The sequence below is a fragment of the Enterobacter mori genome, assembly GCF_025244905.1.
GTDB classification, from domain to species: domain Bacteria; phylum Pseudomonadota; class Gammaproteobacteria; order Enterobacterales; family Enterobacteriaceae; genus Enterobacter; species Enterobacter mori_A.
Genome location: NZ_CP104285.1, coordinates 2,883,324 through 2,899,823 on the forward strand (window position 1 = coordinate 2,883,324; position 16,500 = coordinate 2,899,823).

The window sequence follows — 16,500 nt, forward strand, 5'->3', positions numbered from 1 at the left end:
AATCCTTAGCGCTTTCTGGAAACTCGAACATTCATAATAGCGAGTTATGCATCAGCGGCAACCTTCGCCGCTGATGTGCGCCCGGAAAGTGCTATGCGCAACAGTGTTCGTCGATGTATGACTCGGCCGCCGACTCTACCAGCGCCATCTCCTCGCGGCTCAGCAGCTTCTCAATATTCACCAGAATAATCATTCGGCTGTCGAGCACCCCCAGCCCAAGCAGGTAACGGCCGGAGAGTACCGAGGCCACGTCCGGGGTCGGCTTGATGTTATCCACGTCAATCGACAGCACGTCCGCCACGCCGTCAACCACAATGCCCACCACGCGGTCATTCAGATTGAGCACAATGACCACCGTTTTGTCGTCCTGCGACGGGTCAGGCAGTTCAAAGCGCACGCGCAGATCCACAATCGGCACTATCACGCCGCGCAGGTTAGTGACGCCGGTAATAAAGTTCGGCGCGTTCGGAATGCGCGTCAGGCGGTCGCAGCCGCGGATCTCCTGCACTTTGAGAATATCAATGCCGTACTCTTCGTCGCCCAGGCGGAATACCAGGTACTCCTGTGCGGTAACGTCAGCGGCGGTGGGTTTACTGGCGGTTGCTACAGTCATGCTATTACCCCCTCCCTCTGGGGTTGTGGAACGTTGAGCGTCGACAGCTCAACCACATCAAGGATCAGCGCCACGCTGCCATCTCCGAGGATGGTCGCCGCGGAGACGCCAGGCACTTTGCGGTAGTTATGTTCAAGATTCTTCACCACCACCTGCTGCTGGCCGATAAGCTGATCGACCCACAGCGCATAGCGGCAGCCCGCGCTTTGCACGATAACCACAATACCGTCGTCGGCAGGCGCTTCGCCCGCCACCGAGAGGCGCTGGCGCAGCAGCACCAGCGGCAGATATTCACCGCGCACCTGCAGCAGCCGCTCTTCACCCACAAAGCGGCACAGCATCTCGTCGGTTGGGCGCAGCGATTCCATCACCGCGCCCAGCGGCAGAACGTAAATCTCGTCCCCCACCTTCACCAGCATGCCGTCGAGGATCGCCAGCGTCAGCGGCAGGATAATGCGGATAGTCGTTCCGGCACCGGGCGTTGAGAGCACGTCCACGTGGCCGCCCATCGCCAGAATATTGCGTCGGACCACGTCCATGCCCACGCCGCGCCCGGACACGTCCGTCACGCTCTCGGCGGTGGAAAAACCGGCGGCGAAGATCAGCATCCACACGTCGTCATCGCTCATGGTGTCGCTGATGGCCATCCCCTGCGAACGGGCTTTGGCGAGGATTTTTTCCCGGTTAAGGCCAGCCCCATCGTCGCTGACTTCAATCACAATATTGCCGCCGTGGTGCTCAGCGGAGAGCATCAGGTTTCCGGTCACCGGTTTCCCTTTGGCAACGCGCGCCTCTTTCTCTTCAATACCGTGGTCGAGGCTGTTACGCACCAGGTGGGTAAGCGGGTCGATAATGCGCTCGATCAGGCTCTTATCCAGCTCGGCGGACCCGCCTTTGAGCGTCAGTTCGACCTCTTTATTGAGACGGGAGCCCAGGTCGTGCACCAGCCGCGGGAAGCGGCTAAAGACGTAATCCATCGGCATCATACGAATGGACATTACCGACTCCTGCAGCTCGCGGGTGTTGCGCTCCATCTGCGCCACGCAGCCGGACAGCAGATCGTAGCTGGCCGGGTCGAGGGTTCTCGACAGCTGGGAGAGCATCGCCTGAGTGATGATCAGCTCGCCGACCTGGTTGATGATCTGGTCAACTTTGCTCACCGCCACGCGAATGCTGCCCGACTCCTGATTCGCCGCCCGCGAGGCTGGCGACGCTTTTTTGGCGACGGCCTCCGGCGCGGCAGCCGGTTTTTGCTCCGGCTCTGGCGCAGGTGCGGTCAGGGGCTCTGCGGGGTTCACCTCAATTTGCTTACTGTCGAGTACAAAGCAGAGTACGGCGGTGATATCGTCCCCCGAGGCGGTGGTCAGCAGCGTGACCGTCATGCTGTCCGGCGTCGTCTCGACGTGCGTAATCTCGCCCATATTGGTCAGCTCGTCGCGCAGCATCGTCTGCTCGCGCTCCCCGACGTTATGCAGGGTCACCACCAGCGAGGTTTCCGTCTCCTGCGCCGCGCTGACGGGCTGCGGTGCTGCGGATTCAGGGGTTGCCGCTGGCGGCGCGGGCTGTTGGCCCTCAAGGGCAATCTCCCTCAGGGCTTCACAGATATAGCGATAACGGGCTTCATCAGGCTCCTGCGAAGACTGATAGGCTTCCAGCTGCGCTTGCATAATGTCCTTACATTCCAGAAAAAGGTTGATGATTGACCGACTGAGCGCCCTCTCCCCTGCCCGCGCCTGATCGAGGAGATTTTCCAGCAGGTGAGTTGTCTCCTGTAAAGCACTGAAGCCAAAGGTGGCCGCGCCCCCTTTCAGCGAGTGAGCCGCGCGAAAGATGGCGTTCAGCTGCTCCAGGTCCGGCGCCGCGACGTCAAGCTGCAGCAGCAGCTGTTCCATTTCGGCCAGCAGCTCTTCCGCCTCGGTAAAAAAAATCTGCGAAAAATCATTCATGTCCATCGGTATAACCCTGCACGTTTTGCAGATTGATATCGTTCAGCACGCCGTCTGCGCGCTGGGCATGAGTATCCTCCAGGCGGATCTCCTGCTCTTTCGCGCGACTAAGGACCAGAATGCTGATGCGGCGGTTGACGGCACTCTCAGGCGACGAGTTGTCCAGCGGCATCCGGCTGGCGGTGCCGATCACGCGTAAAAAGCGCTCATCGCTTAGCCCACCGCGGACCAGCACCCGACGGGCGGCGTTGGCGCGCCCGGCGGAAAGCTCCCAGTTGCTGTAGCCGCCATCGCCCCCGGCATACGGCAGCGAGTCGGTATGCCCCGTCAGGCTCAGCGCGTTGGGCAACTCCTGAAGCAGCGGCACCAGGGCCTGCAGAATGCCGTTCATATAGGACTCCGGCAGTTCGCTACCGACGCGGAACATCGGGCGGTCCTGCGAGTCGGTGATCTGGATCAGCAGGCCGTCGTTCGTGAGGTTCAGCAGAATGTTGGATTTAAAGTTATTCAGCCGGGGATCGGTTTCGATCATCTTCTGCAGCTTCTCTTTCGCCTGCTTCAGGCTTTCAAAGCGCTTGTGCTTGTCAATCGCGTTGATTTGCCCTTTGAATACTTCGCCCTGCCGCTTGAGGATGTCATCCCCACCCCCGGGGATGACGCTGTCGCTGAGGCTGGTTTTATCACCGTTCGCCATCGACGGCTTAAGCGGCATACGGAAGTAATCCGCAATCAGCTCTCTTTCCATGTCCGTGGACTGGGAAAGCAGCCACATGACCAGAAAGAAGGCCATCATCGCGGTCATAAAATCGGCATAGGCAATCTTCCACGTCCCGCCGTGATGGGCATGTTTCTTCTTTTTGCGCTTACGTGAAATGATGACAGGCGTGACGTTCTTCATGCGGCGCTGTCCGAGGCTTTGGTTTTCAGCGTGGCGTTAGATTTGACCTCGCGCACGTGCTCTTCCAGCTCTTCAAACGACGGACGTTCGCTGGTAAAGATGGTTTTACGGCCAAACTCCACCGCAATCTGCGGGGCGTAGCCGTTCAGGCTGGAGAGCAGCGTCACCTTGATGCACTGCAAAATTTTGACCTGATCGGAGCTTTTCTGACGCAGCAGCGTCGCCAGCGGCAAAACAAAACCATAGGCAATAAGAATACCGAGGAAGGTGCCCACCAGCGCGTGACCAATCAGCATCCCCAGCTCGGCGGCCGGGCGGTCAGCAGAACCCAGCGCATTCACCACCCCCATCACCGCCGCCACAATACCGAAGGCCGGAAACGCATCGCCTACGGTATTCAGACTGTGGGCCGGCACTTCCAGCTCTTCTTCGCAGGTTTCAATCTCTTCATCCATCAGGGCTTCGATTTCATGAGAATTCATGCTGCCGCCAATCATCAGGCGGAAGTAGTCGAGGATAAAGTTGGCGAGCATCGGGTCGCTCATCAGGCGGGGATAGGCGCTAAAAATATCGCTGTTCTGCGGATCTTCGATATCCTTTTCCAGCGACATCAGCCCGTGAACACGGCTTTGCGACAGCAGCAGGAACATCAGCGCCATCAGGTCCATATAGACCGCTTTGTTATAGCGCTTGCCCACGAAGACTTTCACCAGCGCTTTTCCGGTGGCCTTTAGGGATTTCACGTTGTTACCGACAATGAACGCCCCGACGCCAGCACCGCCGATAATCAGCAGCTCCAGCGGCTGAAACAGCGCCATCAGATTACCGCCGGACAGAATAAAGCCACCAAAAACGGTCAGTATGACAACAAGATAGCCAACAATAACTAACACACTCTCTCCTTTTACTTTTTTGACCGATGCCGGTTGTCCCGGCATCAGGTAAACGCCATCTTGCGCACAGCTGTCCGTCAGGGATTACGCCGTCATGATTTCTGGCGAGATCGCGTTCCTTAACAATCCGGTGTTATTCACCTGGGATTTCTTCAGCGCACGCGACGGCGGGCTGCACAAGCTGCAGGTAAATGGGTTTTTAATAAACTCGGTGGTGACGACAAAACCTCCGCCACACACGCTGCAGGCTTTACGCGAAATAATGCCGCAGTCGATAAAACGTAATAATGTCCAGGCACGCGTCAGCCCCAGTACCGGCTTCTCATCAGCACAGGTACTGCACTGCTCCAGATAAAGACGATAGGTCTTCATCAACATTTCAATCGAGCGACCCTGCTCGGTCTTTTTTAAATAGAGGTAAATGTTGTAGAACATAGAAGAATGAATATTCTGTTCCCACGACATAAACCAGTCTTCGGAAAACGGCAGCATGCCTTTCGGCGGTGGGCAGCCGCGTAATTCTTTGTATAAACGAAGCAGACGACGACGGCTCAGCGACGTTTCCGACTCCAGTACCTGCATTCTTGCGCCAAGGGAAATTAAGCCCATGGCAATGTTGACCTCATCAATTTCCTGCAGCAGACTTTTTTCACCACACATAATTATGCCCCCTCAGCGGTAATGGCTTCTTCTTCGCTTAAGGCGTTAAGAAGATTGGTCGACAAAATAATGCCGGTATGAATTTGCTGCAGTGCTTCAATACGTGAATCTTTGGTCAGATTTTCAATCACCACTTCATCGTCAACGCGCAAGCGACAAATAAGCTGATTGGTGGCCGCCAGCTTCATTAACTGCGGTAACGACAGTTCTTTCAGGTTATCAATTGTCCCTTCAGACAATCCAAGGCGAAAACCCGCCGCAAATTTATCCTGGCGGATCAGCTGCTGGGCCAGCAGAAGATAGGACAGGTTAATATCATGAATAGTCTGCAGGTACTCGTCAAAATTAGACACAGGCGAAAACTCCCAATGTTATTTAGCCATCAGCTGGCATGTCAGTTTAGTCAGATAACGTTTTCGAACTGATGCAGAGAGTCTTTTGGCATTGATATTCACTCAGGTAAGTCAATCTTCCTCAGTAAATGAATGACAATCGTGTCAATGCCAAAGGAGGCTGCATCACAAAACTGGCAAAATCATAAACACTAAGTATTTTCCGAACAAGCGACAGAAATTTCTCTAAATCCCTGAATTGCTGTTAACCCGTTGATTTAAAGAATTAATAAAGGGTTATTAAACCTTATTAAACCTTGATATTAACGATTAACCCTGCATTAAAGGCTGTATTAACAAGATTAATGTTAATGCCTTGTAATTATCTCTACGCCGATTCCATTCGACTGCGTAACCTTTTAACCGCCAGACTGTGCAACTGACTCACGCGTGTTTCCGTAATCCCTAAAATCAGCCCAATCTCTTTCATATTCACATCCTGAAGATAATAAAGCTGCAGTAATTGCTGCTCTCTCTCGGGGATGAACTGAATATGCCCGGCGATCTGCTCCATCAAATTTTCCTTGATGGTGTCATTTAGCGGATTAAGCTGCTCATGATCGTCACCGCTCGTTTCCCAGCTATCAGCATAATTTTCCTGCAACTCGTCAACCGAGTACATCTGGCTGGTATTATTATCCGCCAGCATCTGCTGAAATTCCTGCAATGGCACGCCCATGCGCTCCGCAATTTCAGCTTCCGTCGCTTCCCCACCTTTTTCCTGCTCTATTTGCTGAATAATGGCGACAATTTCACGCGTATGGGTTCGTACCCGCCGCGGAACCCAGTCGCTTTCCCTCAGCTCATCTAATAATGCCCATTTTACCCGCTGGGTGATCCACGCGGTGAGCGTCACCCCTTTTTTCGGGTCAAAGCTTTCGACTGCGCTTAAAAAACCAATCGAACCCGCCTGAATTAAATCATCCAGCTCGACGCTGGCAGGAAGCCGCTTATGTAACCGCAACGCTTCCTGCCGCACCAGATAGTGATATTTAGACCAGACTACCGATTTATCTTCCAGCCCTTCGGCCGTGTAAATACCATCCACGATTGCATTCCACCTGCTATTCTCTGCGAGAATTATCCGGTGAAATGGCGCATTCAAATAGTGCAATAAGCCTTTATAAAAATGCGCATTCTGTTACTTCATTTGCATTAACGGGCTATTTTAATAAACAGCGCCATTAATGATGGTAATTAATAAGATTAAAAGGTTTCCCACTGGGCCAGGTCAGGCTCTTTTTGACGCCGTGGCTTATCAGGCTCTTCAGCCACGTTCACCATGGTGCTCTCCTGGTTCAGCCTGAACTGCGCTACCAGCCGCTCCAGCGCGTCGGACTGGGCTTCCAGATCGCCCGCCGCCATCGCCGCCTCTTCCACCATGGCCGCGTTCTGCTGGGTCACCAGATCCATTTCGTTAACCGCCTGCGAAATCTGGTTTATACCTGCACTCTGCTCGTCCGAGGCCGACGTGATTTCGCCCATGATCTGCGTCACCTGCGACACGGACGTCACGATCTCCTGCATCACGGTGCTGGCCTGCCCCACCTGACGCGAGCCGATATCAATATTGCTCACGCTGGTGTTAATCAGCTGGTTAATCTCTTTCGCAGCATCGGCGCTGCGTTTTGCCAGGTTACGCACCTCTTCCGCGACGACCGCGAAGCCGCGTCCCTGCTCACCGGCGCGCGCCGCTTCCACCGCCGCGTTCAGGGCCAGGATGTTGGTCTGGTTGGCAATACTGTCAATCACGCCGTTGATGTCGGCAATCTGACGCGAGCTGGTGGTGATCTGCGCCATGATCTGCTCCAGGCTCTGCATCACTTCGCCGCCGTTATGGGCATTGTTGCTGGCGCTTTCCGCCAGCTCGCGGGCCGCGTGGGCGTTGTCGGCATTCTGGCGCACGGTGGTCTTGATCTGCTCCATGCTCGCCGCCGTCTCCTGCAGCGCCGCCGCCTGCTCTTCGGTGCGGGAGGAGAGATCGTTATTGCCGTGGGCAATTTCCTGGGCGTTGGTGTGGATACGCTGCACGCTGTCGCGGATCCCGAGGATCGTGCTGGTCAGGGAGGTACGCATGCTCTCCAGTTCGGTCAGCATATTACCGATTTCATTCTGGCTACCGCTTTCAATCTCCTGGCTGAGATCGCCCGCCGCCACGCGGCGCAGCATCTCTACCGTCGTCTCCATACGACGTACCAGGGTGTGGCGCAGCCAGAAACGAATGGCGAACAGCAGACCGACGGCCAGAACCATCACTACAATCCCGACGCCCAGCATGATCTGGTAGCCGCGCTCGGAAGCTTCAATATAGCTCAGGCTCAACCGGGCGCTGGCATCGCTGTACTGATCCACCTTATTACGCAGCGCGGTGCGCAGCTCCATATCATGTTCCAGCGAACCGGTATACCCTGCCGGGTTTTGCAGGTAGCCCAGCTTATTTTCGGCAACCTTGTACACTTCGTTAAAAGCCGTATTCACCTCGGCGGCCAGGCGGCTCTCTTCCGGGGTATTGAACGGCGACGCCATAAAGGCATCCATATTACGGCGCGCAATTTTCACCACGTTCAGCGTGTGTTTGGCCACGTTCTCAGAGACCGGATTACCCAGCGCCGCCTGCAGCATCAGGCCGTTGGTATTGGCCATCACCGCGCTGATGTTATAGGCCGCATCGCGCATCTGATCGTTATTATCAGAGGCCACGACAATGCGTTTAAAATTGGCGTTATTAGAGACCGCGTCATAGACGGAATAGGCTGTTACGCCGAACAGCATCACCGCAAACAGACCAATAATAAGGCTGATTGCGCTATATATTTTAAGTTTCGTTAACATAGTTTCTCACCCGCCGCGCACAGCTTAACCGTACGCGGTGGCGCCTGAAAAAAGGGAATTAAACGGGTTGGGACGTCACATATTAAACAGATTCATCTTCTGCATATTTTTATAGACGTACATCGAGGCGTTAAACGCCAGCTCGGACATTTGCGACTCCGACACCAGCGACACCAGCATGCTGGTGTCGGCGCCGATGGCATCCTGTACTTTGACAATGGTGTCGTTAATCAACACGTCGCCAGTGAGATCCAGAGCGTCAAGCTGCTGCATGTTGGTGCCGAGCTCGGCCTGGGCTTTCCCAAGGCGGTCGATACCCGCGTCGATGCCTTGACTGGCGGCGGTGAGGGCAGCGTCAAAGCCCGCCGACCCCGATCCCGCTATCAAGGCCGCGACGGCATCATTCAATACCATAAAAATATCATCAAAAATTTCATCGCCGAGGTGGCCCGTTTGCATTTCCGTTCCATCGGCAACGGTCTGTTTACGCGCTTCATTACCTCCGCGATAATTGCCGACTTCATCAAAAGCGGGCGTATCGGTTTTAAATCCGGAGAAAATATAGCGACCGCTGCTGTCGCGGCTGTTTGCTAAATCCAGCAGATTTTCGCGGATCCCTTTTATCTCTTCGCCCAGTGCCCGGAGATCTTCATCGGAATAAGCGCCATTTCCGGCCGCCACTATTTTTTCCTTCAGGGTGGTGGTCATCAAATTACCCACCCCGTTCAGAATATGGTCCTGAAACTCCAGCGCGCCGCGCGCGCGGGAGCGCACGCTGCTGTACATCTCCAGCTTTGCCAGCGCGTCCTGATGTTTTACCGCATCGGTCGCGGCGGTTGGGTCGTCCGAGGCTTTGAGCAGCGTTTTACCCGCAGACATCCGCAGATAAGCCTCATTACTTTGGCTCATGCGTTTTGTCATCGCTTCCGAACTTTGCTTGTACATATAAAGCGTACTTAATCGCATCATCTTTTCCTTATCGGATGGCCAGCAGGGCATCAAACATGGCGGTCGCCGTTTTCAGCAGCTGCGCGCTGCCGTTGTAGTACTGGCGGAACATATCCAGGTTGATATATTCCTCGTCCATGTTGACCCCGGATAACTCCTGTTTGGTGTCATATTTGGTGCGTAAATCGCCTTCGGCACTGGTGGCATAGGATTTCACCTCGCGGGCGCTTTCACCGATTTTGCCTGCCAGGCTGGCATAGGCTTCACTGAGCGTGTTATTGCCAATTAATGCTTCATTCTGGATTTCCAGCATCTTTTCGAGGTTTTTGTTATTCCCCTCTCCGCCCGTCGGGTCGGCAGCCGCAAAGTCCTGCGCGCTGGCGAGCTTACGGCTGATGCCTTCGGCTGCGCCCGCCATCGGGTTAAGCGAGAATTTATCCCCCGCAACGGCGGAGGAAGGGTCCGGAAGGGTAATTTCGATACCATCGAACTTTAACGCTCCTGGTAGTGCAGCGGGATCGAGAGGTACGGTACGACCATCGGCCCCTTTCACCACCCAGTTTGCGCCATCAAAGCTGATGTCATAGTTCTCCGACTTCACCTCTTTGAAATTGGTCACCGCGATCTGATCAAGCGCGTCGCTGCCCCCGTTTTTGGCGTTCGCGATAGCGTGGATATCCGGCAGAGAGAAGAGATCGCCACCAGGATCACCCCCAGGCGTAAGCCCTTCGCCGTGCTGCTCGTTCATCCGGTGCGCCATCATAAAGGCGATCTGATCCAGATCCTGACGCGCGACGGTGAGATCCTCGTTGCGGAATTTGAACAGCCCGCCCAGACGCCCTTTGGTGATGGCGTTTTCATCCAGCGGCGACGCTTTGCCGTTCGCATCCACGTACGACACAATCATCTTGTTGGGATCGGCATCCGACGGAGAGGTTTCCAGCTTGTAGGCCGTGCCGCCAGAAACCAGCGGACGCCCATCGGGTAGCGTGACGCTCACCCGACCTGAAATCTGATCCTCGGTGACGGTAATCCCCAGCTGTTCACTCAGCCCTTCCAGCAGCGCATCGCGCTGGTCGAGCAGATCGGCAGGCGGCGCGCCGTTCCCCTGATGACGCTCCAGCTGCTTGTTCAGCTCTGCCAGCTGTTCGGTATAGCTGTTGATCTCTTTGGCGCTGCGCTCAATCTGGGTATTGGTGCTCTTTTCAAGCCCGGACAGTCGTTTGGCGCTGGCGTTATAGCGGTTGGCCAGCACGTCAAGGGAGGTAAACACCGCCGCACGCGCCGGGCCATCCGCCGGGTCGCCGCTCAGCGTCGCCATATCCTTAAACAGCTTGCCCAGCGAAACGGAGACGTTATCCGATTCATCCGCGAGCATGTTATCGATATCCGCCAGCTGCTCCATGCGTCCGGTGAAGGAGGCGTAGCCGGAGAGCGAGTCACGCAGCTGGTTGTTGGCGAAGGCATCATAGGCACGCTCTACGCCGCTGGCGCGGGCGCCATAGCCGTAAAATCCCTGCGCGGTCGACATGCCGCCAAGCTCACCGATAATCAGGCTGCGGCGGCTATAGTTGCCGGACATGCCGTTGGTCAGGTTATCACCGGTCACCCGGATCGCGGCCTGCGCCACGCTGATGCCGTTTCTGGCTAAATTAAATAGGTTATTCATACGTTCTGGATATTCCCTGATTGCGGGCCCGGGTTCGCATCCGGGCCAGAAAGTTCATGGCTCTTTTTATTTCATCGGTGATTCAAAAATTCTCTAAAACATCTTTGTCAGAAAATAGTGTCGATATCGTTTTTATAGGCATTCACGCCCTGCTGAATATCGCCTTTTACCTTCTGAATAATGGTGATGAGCTTTTTCGCGTAGGCCGGGTCGGTCGCGTAGCCGCCCGCCTGCAGCGCTTTCGCCCCCTGCTCTGCTGAATCTGACTGCACCACGCCGCGATAGCGCGGGTTTTTGGTCAGCAGCTTCGCGTAGTCCGAGAGCGCATGTTCATAGGAGTCGTAGACGCGGAACGCGGCTTTCACCTTCTGCTTCACACCGTTGATATATTCAGTGGTGGTGATTTCGGTAGTTTTGCCGCGCCAGTCGCCCGTGGCCTTAATGCCGAACAGGTTGTGGCTCGGGCTGCCGTCAGCGGCGGGGATTTCCCGTTTCCCCCAGCCGGACTCCAGCGCCGCCTGCGCCAGAATCAGATGGGGATGCAGCCCGCTCTGCTGTGCAGCCGCCTGGGCCGGGCGCAGCAGACGGGATATAAACGGATGCGCCCCTTCGACCGGTTTGGCAAATGACACCGGCGCAGGCAGACGCAGCGGGCCGGTGGCGGGCGCAGACGACAGACCTGGGCGTAAAACATCGCGCCCCGACGGGGCGACTACCGGGGCATCGCTTTCGCCCCCCAGCTGGCGAACGATAAGATCGGCAAAGCCGAGCTGACCACTCCCGGCAATGTTTTGCGCAACCTGCTGATCGTGCATGGCGGTGTACATCTCTGAAGACTGGCTGCTCAGCAAATCGTCCTTAAAGGTGGCATCACGCATGCTCTTCATCATCATCTGCACGAAAATACCCTCCATCTGCTTCGCCGCCGCCTTCAGCGTGCCGGGCGTCTGCCGCCCGGCCTCCCGTTTCAGCGTGTCCAGCGAGCGGACGTCAAAGGCGGGTTGATCGAACTTGTCGAAGGCGTTCATCAGTTCACCTCCAGCTTCGCCCGCAGACAGCCGGCGTTTTTCATCGCCTGCAGAACCGACATCAGCTCGTTCGGCGTCGCGCCCAGGCTGTTCAGGGCGCGGATCACCGCGTTCAGTTCGGTACTGCTGCGCACGTGCTGCAGCGAGCCGCCGCTGTCCCGTACCGAGATATCCGTCTGCGGCACCACCACCGTCTCCCCGCCGCCAAACGGCGTATCCGGCTGGCTGATGATGTTGTTCTGCATCACTTCAACCGTCAGGGAGCCGTGCGCCACCGCACAGGAATCGAGCGACACGTGGCGGTTCATCACCACCGATCCGGTGCGCGAATTCACAATCACCTTCGCGTCCTGCACGTTCACCTTCACGGGGATGTCCTGAATGTTGGCGAGGAAACGCACGCGGGACGGGCCGTCCGGCGGCGCGAACAGACGCACGGTGCGGGCATCTTCCGGCAGCGCCGCCCCGCCGCTGTAGCGCTGGTTGATAGCGTCGCTGATCTGCTGCGCCAGCGAGAAATCGGTCTCGTTCAACTGCAAACGCACGATGTTCTGGGTCGCGAAATCGTTCGGCACTTCACGCTCGACGGTTGCCCCGCCGCTGATGCGCCCGCCGTTAAGCTGGTTCACCTGCACGCGGCTGCCGCCCGCCTGCGCGCCTGCGCCGGAGATCAAAATATTGCCCTGGGCGATGGCGTAGATCTGGTTATCCGCCCCTTTAAGCGGGGTCATCAGCAGCGTACCGCCGCGCAGGCTTTTGGCGTTACCGACCGACGAGACCACAATGTCCAGCTTGTCGCCGGGACGCGCAAAGGGGGGCAGCTCGGCGGTCACCATCACCGCCGCAATGTTTTTCAGCTGCATATTGGTGCCTGCGGGTACGGTGATCCCCAGCTGGGAGAGCATGTTATTCAGGCTCTGGCCGGTAAACGGCGCCTGCATGGTCTGGTCGCCTGTACCGTCAAGGCCGACAATCAGGCCATAGCCCATCACGGAGTTAGAACGCACGCCCTGCACCGTCGCCAGGTCGCGAATACGTTCCGCGTGTCCCACTTTGGGTAGCGCCAGCGTCATGCCATACAGCAGGATGCTGAGAAAAAACAGGATAGATTCTTTTTTCATGGTCATATCAGAAAGGAGAAAGGTTCAGGAACAGGCGTTGCAGCCAGCCCATGTTCTGCGCTTCGTTGATGTAGCCGTTGCCGACGTACTCAATGCGCGCGTCCGCCACCTGGGTGGAGGGCACGGTATTGCTGCCGCTAATGGTGCGCGGGTTCACCACCCCGGAGAAGCGGATGAATTCGGTGCCCTGGTTGATGGCGATCTGCTTCTCGCCCACCACGCCGAGGTTGCCGTTGGGCAGCAGTTCTTTCACGGTCACGGTGATGGTGCCGGTAAACGTGTTACGCGCCGCCGCGCCGCCTTTGCCTGCGAAGTCATTCGTGCCCTGGGCTTTGAAATCCGCCTTCCCGTCACCCAGCCAGCTACCGGCCCCCGTCGGCACGGCAAGCAATTCCATCCCGGCCGATCCATTACGGTTGGCACTGGCGGAGGAACTTTTGCTGGCGCTCACGTTCTCCTGCAGCAGGATGGTCAGCGTATCGCCCACGTTACGCGGGCGGCGGTCTTCGAACATCGGCTGGTAGCCGTAGTTCATCCCCTGCCCTGCCTGAAACAGTGAGCCGCCGGTCGCTGCCGGTGCCATCGGTAATGGTGTTGCCGTTGTCGGGCCTTCAACAAGGGGCTTTTGCATAATGTGCGCGCAGCCGCTAAGCAGCAGCGCGCTGGCCAGCAGCGCGGCTGCCGGAATGTGCATAGACAATATTTTCATTTCAGTGTCGATAAAAAGTCTGGCCGCGCGAGCGGCCAGAGAGAGGACATTACAGCTGGGAAAGGCGCTGCAGCATCTGGTCGGATGCCGAGACCGCTTTGCTGTTGATTTCGTAGGCGCGCTGCACCTGAATCATGGTCACCAGCTCTTCCGCCACGTTGACGTTGGAGATCTCCACGTAGCTCTGCTTCAGCGTGCCCGCGCTCTCCATGCCGGGGTTCAGCTCGTTCGGCGCGCCGGAAGACTGGGTCTCTTTGTAGAGATTGCCGCCGATGCTTTCGAGCCCCGCGTTATTGACGAAGGTGGTCAGCGTCAGCTGGCCAATCTGCTGCTCTTCCGCCTGACCGGGCACCTTCACGCTGACGATACCGTCGCTGCCGATATTCAGTTTGGTGGCATCCTGCGGTATCACGATGCCCGGCTGAATCGGATAGCCTTCGGCATTCACCAGCTGGCCGTCCGGGCTTTTGCCAAAGTGGCCGTCGCGGGTGTAGGCGGTGCTGCCGTCCGGCATCTGCACCTGGAAAAAACCTTCACCTTCGATGGCGACATCATACTCATCCCCGGTTGGGTTTATGTTCCCCTGGGTGTGAATACGCTGGGTGGAAACCGGACGCACGCCGGTGCCCAACTGCAGGCCGCTCGGCAGGGTGTTCTGCTCGGTCGACTGCGCGCCAGGCTGGCGCATGTTCTGATAGAGCAGATCCTGAAACACGGCGCGCTGACGCTTAAAGCCGTTCGTGTTGACGTTCGCCAGATTGTTGGAAATGACGTCCATATTGAGCTGCTGTGCTTCCAGCCCGGTTTTTGCGATCCATAAAGAACGAATCATATTGTGGCTCCTTGCGCGAATTTAGCTCACGCTTAATAGCTGATTGGCCTTCTGGGCGTTCTCGTCGGCGGTGCGGATCACCTTCATGTTCATGTCGAAGCCGCGTGAGTTGGCGATCATCGCCGTCATGGCCTGCACCGGGCTGACGTTGCTGCCCTCGATGGCCTCCGGCGTCAGGCGCAGGGTTTCATCCTGTGCCAGCATCTCGCCGCCCGCCGCGCGGAACAGCCCGTCGTCGCCGTGAACCATGCTGTTCATGTCGGCGTTAACCAGCTTCAGTCGGCCAACGGGCACCAGCATCGTCGGGTCGTCGCCCATACCGAGCGCCGACACGGTGCCGTCGCTGCCGATGGTGACGTGAGACTGCGGCGGCACTTCCAGCGGCCCGCCGTCGCCCATCAGCGGACGGCCGTTGACGCTCAGCGCCCCGTCCTGATCCACTTCGATGGCGCCGTTGCGGGTATAGCCTTCGCTGCCGTCGTCCAGCGCCACCGCCAGCCAGCCGTCCTGCGGCAAGGCCACGTCCAGGCTGCGCCCGGTGTGGGTAATCGGCCCCATGGTGGTGTCATGAAACGGTGTCGACTCTGCCACCAGCGCGCGGGTGCGCAGGGTTTCCCCTTCAATGGGCACCGAGCGGAAGGCCGCCAGCTGGGCCCGAAAGCCTGCGGTAGAGCTGTTCGCCAGATTGTTAGAGGTGACCGCCTGGCGGTTGAGCGCCGCGTTGGCGGCACTCATGGCGGTATAAATAGCGCGATCCATCATTCAGCCTTAACGCAGGTTAACCAGCGTCTGCAGGACTTCAGACTGGGTTTTGATGGTTTGCGAGTTGGACTGGTAGTTTCGCTGGTAGACGATCATGTTGACCATTTCGTTGCCCAGCTCCACGTTGGAGGACTCCAGCATGCCGCCGGTGACTTTCCCGAAACTGCCGGTGCCCGAGGTCCCCAGGAATGGCTGGCCGGATTGCACGGTTTCCGCCCACAGGTTGTTGCCCTGCTGTTCCAGGCCGCCCGCGTTGGCAAAGTCTGCCAGCACCACCTGCGCCACGGTCTGACGCTTGCCGTTGCTGTAGATGGCAATCACTTCGCCCGTGTCGCTGACCTGATAGCTGTTAAATTTACCCGGTGCTTGACCGTCAATCTCGCCGAGCATCACCTGGGTATCGCTGGCGTACTGCGTGAGTTTGCTCAGATCCATGGTTAGAGACAGGTCGTTACCGCCACCGACCCCATCACGATTAATGACCAGGTTCTGCGCGCCAGTAAGTTTGCCGTCAACGAATTTAAGATCGTGAGTTGCAAACCCATCTGCCGCTTTTGAATCCTCGGAATATGCCTTCCATTCACCGTCTCCCGTATGGACAAAATAGACTTTGATGGTGTGCTTATTGCCCAGGTTATCGGTTGCTTCAACTTCACTGACGTGGTTGTAGGTGTCAGGATCGTCTGCGGCAAAATCCTCGGTAATGGTTTTATCATCTGACTTCAGGTTGCCGGTCAGAGAGCCTTTGGTTGACGCCGCTGGCGGCATATCGTCGGTCGGGATGCGAATAGGTCCTACCTGGGCACCTGGGTTGATCACCCCATCCGTCGCCTGATAGCCGGTCAAAAACAGCTTGTTGGTTTTGTTGACGATAAAGCCGTTTTCATCCTGCTCAAACTGGCCGTTGCGTCCGTAGAAAACGCTGCCCGCCTGGTCGACCATGCGGAAAAAGCCACGACCTGAAATCCCCATATCCAGCGCGGAGGTGCCGTTCATCAGCGGGCCGTCGCCCATATCCTGGTTGACGCCCGCCACCTGCACACCCATCCCGGTCGAACCGGCAAAAATATCGGCGAAGGAGACGGAGCCTGCTTTAAACCCGACCGTCTGGGAGTTGGCGATGTTGTTACCCACCACGTCCAGCGCTTTTGCCGCGGCACTCAGGCCGCTAAGACCTTGTGAAAAACCCATAATTAA

16 protein-coding genes are annotated in these 16,500 nt (G+C 57.0%); all 16 read right to left on the minus strand.

Going from position 1 to position 16,500, the window contains the following annotated elements; translation table 11 throughout:
- Nucleotides 1-91: 91 nt before the first annotated feature.
- Complete coding sequence (locus N2K86_RS13640; protein WP_260658940.1) at nucleotides 92-613, minus strand: chemotaxis protein CheW; 522 nt, start codon at nucleotides 611-613, stop codon at nucleotides 92-94.
- Complete coding sequence (cheA, locus tag N2K86_RS13645; RefSeq protein ID WP_260658941.1) at nucleotides 610-2,565, minus strand: chemotaxis protein CheA; 1,956 nt, start codon at nucleotides 2,563-2,565, stop codon at nucleotides 610-612. The genes N2K86_RS13640 and cheA overlap by 4 nt, the downstream gene beginning before the upstream one ends.
- A complete protein-coding gene (motB, locus tag N2K86_RS13650) occupies nucleotides 2,552-3,457 on the minus strand; it encodes a flagellar motor protein MotB (RefSeq protein WP_260658942.1) in 906 nt (301 codons plus the stop codon). The genes cheA and motB overlap by 14 nt, the downstream gene beginning before the upstream one ends.
- Entirely contained in the window at nucleotides 3,454-4,350 is an 897-nt protein-coding gene (gene motA, locus N2K86_RS13655; RefSeq protein ID WP_041909317.1) for a flagellar motor stator protein MotA, read from the minus strand. The genes motB and motA overlap by 4 nt, the downstream gene beginning before the upstream one ends.
- Before the next feature lie 84 nt (nucleotides 4,351-4,434).
- Nucleotides 4,435-5,010: a flagellar transcriptional regulator FlhC gene (gene flhC, locus N2K86_RS13660; protein ID WP_041909315.1), complete on the minus strand. Its 576-nt coding sequence runs from the start codon at nucleotides 5,008-5,010 to the stop codon at nucleotides 4,435-4,437.
- Between the two features lie 2 nt (nucleotides 5,011-5,012).
- The gene (gene flhD / locus N2K86_RS13665) at nucleotides 5,013-5,363 is read right to left on the minus strand and encodes a flagellar transcriptional regulator FlhD (RefSeq protein WP_260658943.1); all 351 of its coding nucleotides are present in this window, start codon (nucleotides 5,361-5,363) and stop codon (nucleotides 5,013-5,015) included.
- Nucleotides 5,364-5,730: 367 nt separating this feature from the next.
- Nucleotides 5,731-6,450 carry an RNA polymerase sigma factor FliA gene (fliA, locus tag N2K86_RS13670; RefSeq protein WP_260661687.1) on the minus strand — a complete coding sequence of 240 codons (720 nt, stop codon included), beginning with the start codon at nucleotides 6,448-6,450 and terminating at the stop codon, nucleotides 5,731-5,733.
- A gap of 158 nt (nucleotides 6,451-6,608) precedes the next feature.
- Nucleotides 6,609-8,234 carry a methyl-accepting chemotaxis protein gene (locus tag N2K86_RS13675; protein WP_260658944.1) on the minus strand — a complete coding sequence of 542 codons (1,626 nt, stop codon included), beginning with the start codon at nucleotides 8,232-8,234 and terminating at the stop codon, nucleotides 6,609-6,611.
- A gap of 75 nt (nucleotides 8,235-8,309) precedes the next feature.
- Entirely contained in the window at nucleotides 8,310-9,200 is an 891-nt protein-coding gene (gene flgL, locus N2K86_RS13680) for a flagellar hook-associated protein FlgL (RefSeq protein WP_260661688.1), read from the minus strand.
- A gap of 10 nt (nucleotides 9,201-9,210) precedes the next feature.
- Nucleotides 9,211-10,851: a flagellar hook-associated protein FlgK gene (flgK, locus tag N2K86_RS13685; protein ID WP_260658945.1), complete on the minus strand. Its 1,641-nt coding sequence runs from the start codon at nucleotides 10,849-10,851 to the stop codon at nucleotides 9,211-9,213.
- Between the two features lie 107 nt (nucleotides 10,852-10,958).
- Nucleotides 10,959-11,879: a flagellar assembly peptidoglycan hydrolase FlgJ gene (gene flgJ / locus N2K86_RS13690; RefSeq protein WP_260658946.1), complete on the minus strand. Its 921-nt coding sequence runs from the start codon at nucleotides 11,877-11,879 to the stop codon at nucleotides 10,959-10,961.
- Nucleotides 11,879-13,006 (minus strand): flagellar basal body P-ring protein FlgI, encoded by a 1,128-nt coding sequence (locus N2K86_RS13695; protein WP_313771628.1) that lies wholly within the window; start codon nucleotides 13,004-13,006, stop codon nucleotides 11,879-11,881. Before N2K86_RS13695 ends, flgJ begins: the two co-directional genes overlap by 1 nt.
- Nucleotide 13,007: 1 nt before the next feature.
- The gene (locus N2K86_RS13700) at nucleotides 13,008-13,694 is read right to left on the minus strand and encodes a flagellar basal body L-ring protein FlgH (protein WP_260661690.1); all 687 of its coding nucleotides are present in this window, start codon (nucleotides 13,692-13,694) and stop codon (nucleotides 13,008-13,010) included.
- 64 nt (nucleotides 13,695-13,758) lie between these two features.
- Entirely contained in the window at nucleotides 13,759-14,541 is a 783-nt protein-coding gene (gene flgG, locus N2K86_RS13705; protein ID WP_260658947.1) for a flagellar basal-body rod protein FlgG, read from the minus strand.
- A gap of 21 nt (nucleotides 14,542-14,562) precedes the next feature.
- The gene (locus N2K86_RS13710) at nucleotides 14,563-15,300 is read right to left on the minus strand and encodes a flagellar basal body rod protein FlgF (RefSeq protein ID WP_260661691.1); all 738 of its coding nucleotides are present in this window, start codon (nucleotides 15,298-15,300) and stop codon (nucleotides 14,563-14,565) included.
- A gap of 9 nt (nucleotides 15,301-15,309) precedes the next feature.
- Nucleotides 15,310-16,494, minus strand: a complete 1,185-nt coding sequence (gene flgE / locus N2K86_RS13715) for a flagellar hook protein FlgE (RefSeq protein WP_260658948.1) — start codon at nucleotides 16,492-16,494, stop codon at nucleotides 15,310-15,312.
- Nucleotides 16,495-16,500 lie beyond the last annotated feature (6 nt).

What these genes read in the sequence shown, in the direction of transcription:
- N2K86_RS13640 (WP_260658940.1), bottom strand. Translation starts at nt 613, where the DNA reads ATGACTGTAGCAACCGCCAGTAAACCCACCGCCGCTGACGTTACCGCA.
- cheA (WP_260658941.1), bottom strand. Translation starts at nt 2,565, where the DNA reads ATGGACATGAATGATTTTTCGCAGATTTTTTTTACCGAGGCGGAAGAG.
- motB (WP_260658942.1), bottom strand. Translation starts at nt 3,457, where the DNA reads ATGAAGAACGTCACGCCTGTCATCATTTCACGTAAGCGCAAAAAGAAG.
- flhC (WP_041909315.1), bottom strand. Translation starts at nt 5,010, where the DNA reads ATGTGTGGTGAAAAAAGTCTGCTGCAGGAAATTGATGAGGTCAACATT.
- N2K86_RS13675 (WP_260658944.1), bottom strand. Translation starts at nt 8,234, where the DNA reads ATGTTAACGAAACTTAAAATATATAGCGCAATCAGCCTTATTATTGGT.
- flgL (WP_260661688.1), bottom strand. Translation starts at nt 9,200, where the DNA reads ATGCGATTAAGTACGCTTTATATGTACAAGCAAAGTTCGGAAGCGATG.
- flgK (WP_260658945.1), bottom strand. Translation starts at nt 10,851, where the DNA reads ATGAATAACCTATTTAATTTAGCCAGAAACGGCATCAGCGTGGCGCAG.
- flgJ (WP_260658946.1), bottom strand. Translation starts at nt 11,879, where the DNA reads ATGAACGCCTTCGACAAGTTCGATCAACCCGCCTTTGACGTCCGCTCG.
- N2K86_RS13695 (WP_313771628.1), bottom strand. Translation starts at nt 13,006, where the DNA reads ATGACCATGAAAAAAGAATCTATCCTGTTTTTTCTCAGCATCCTGCTG.
- N2K86_RS13700 (WP_260661690.1), bottom strand. Translation starts at nt 13,694, where the DNA reads ATGCACATTCCGGCAGCCGCGCTGCTGGCCAGCGCGCTGCTGCTTAGC.
- flgG (WP_260658947.1), bottom strand. Translation starts at nt 14,541, where the DNA reads ATGATTCGTTCTTTATGGATCGCAAAAACCGGGCTGGAAGCACAGCAG.
- N2K86_RS13710 (WP_260661691.1), bottom strand. Translation starts at nt 15,300, where the DNA reads ATGGATCGCGCTATTTATACCGCCATGAGTGCCGCCAACGCGGCGCTC.
- flgE (WP_260658948.1), bottom strand. Translation starts at nt 16,494, where the DNA reads ATGGGTTTTTCACAAGGTCTTAGCGGCCTGAGTGCCGCGGCAAAAGCG.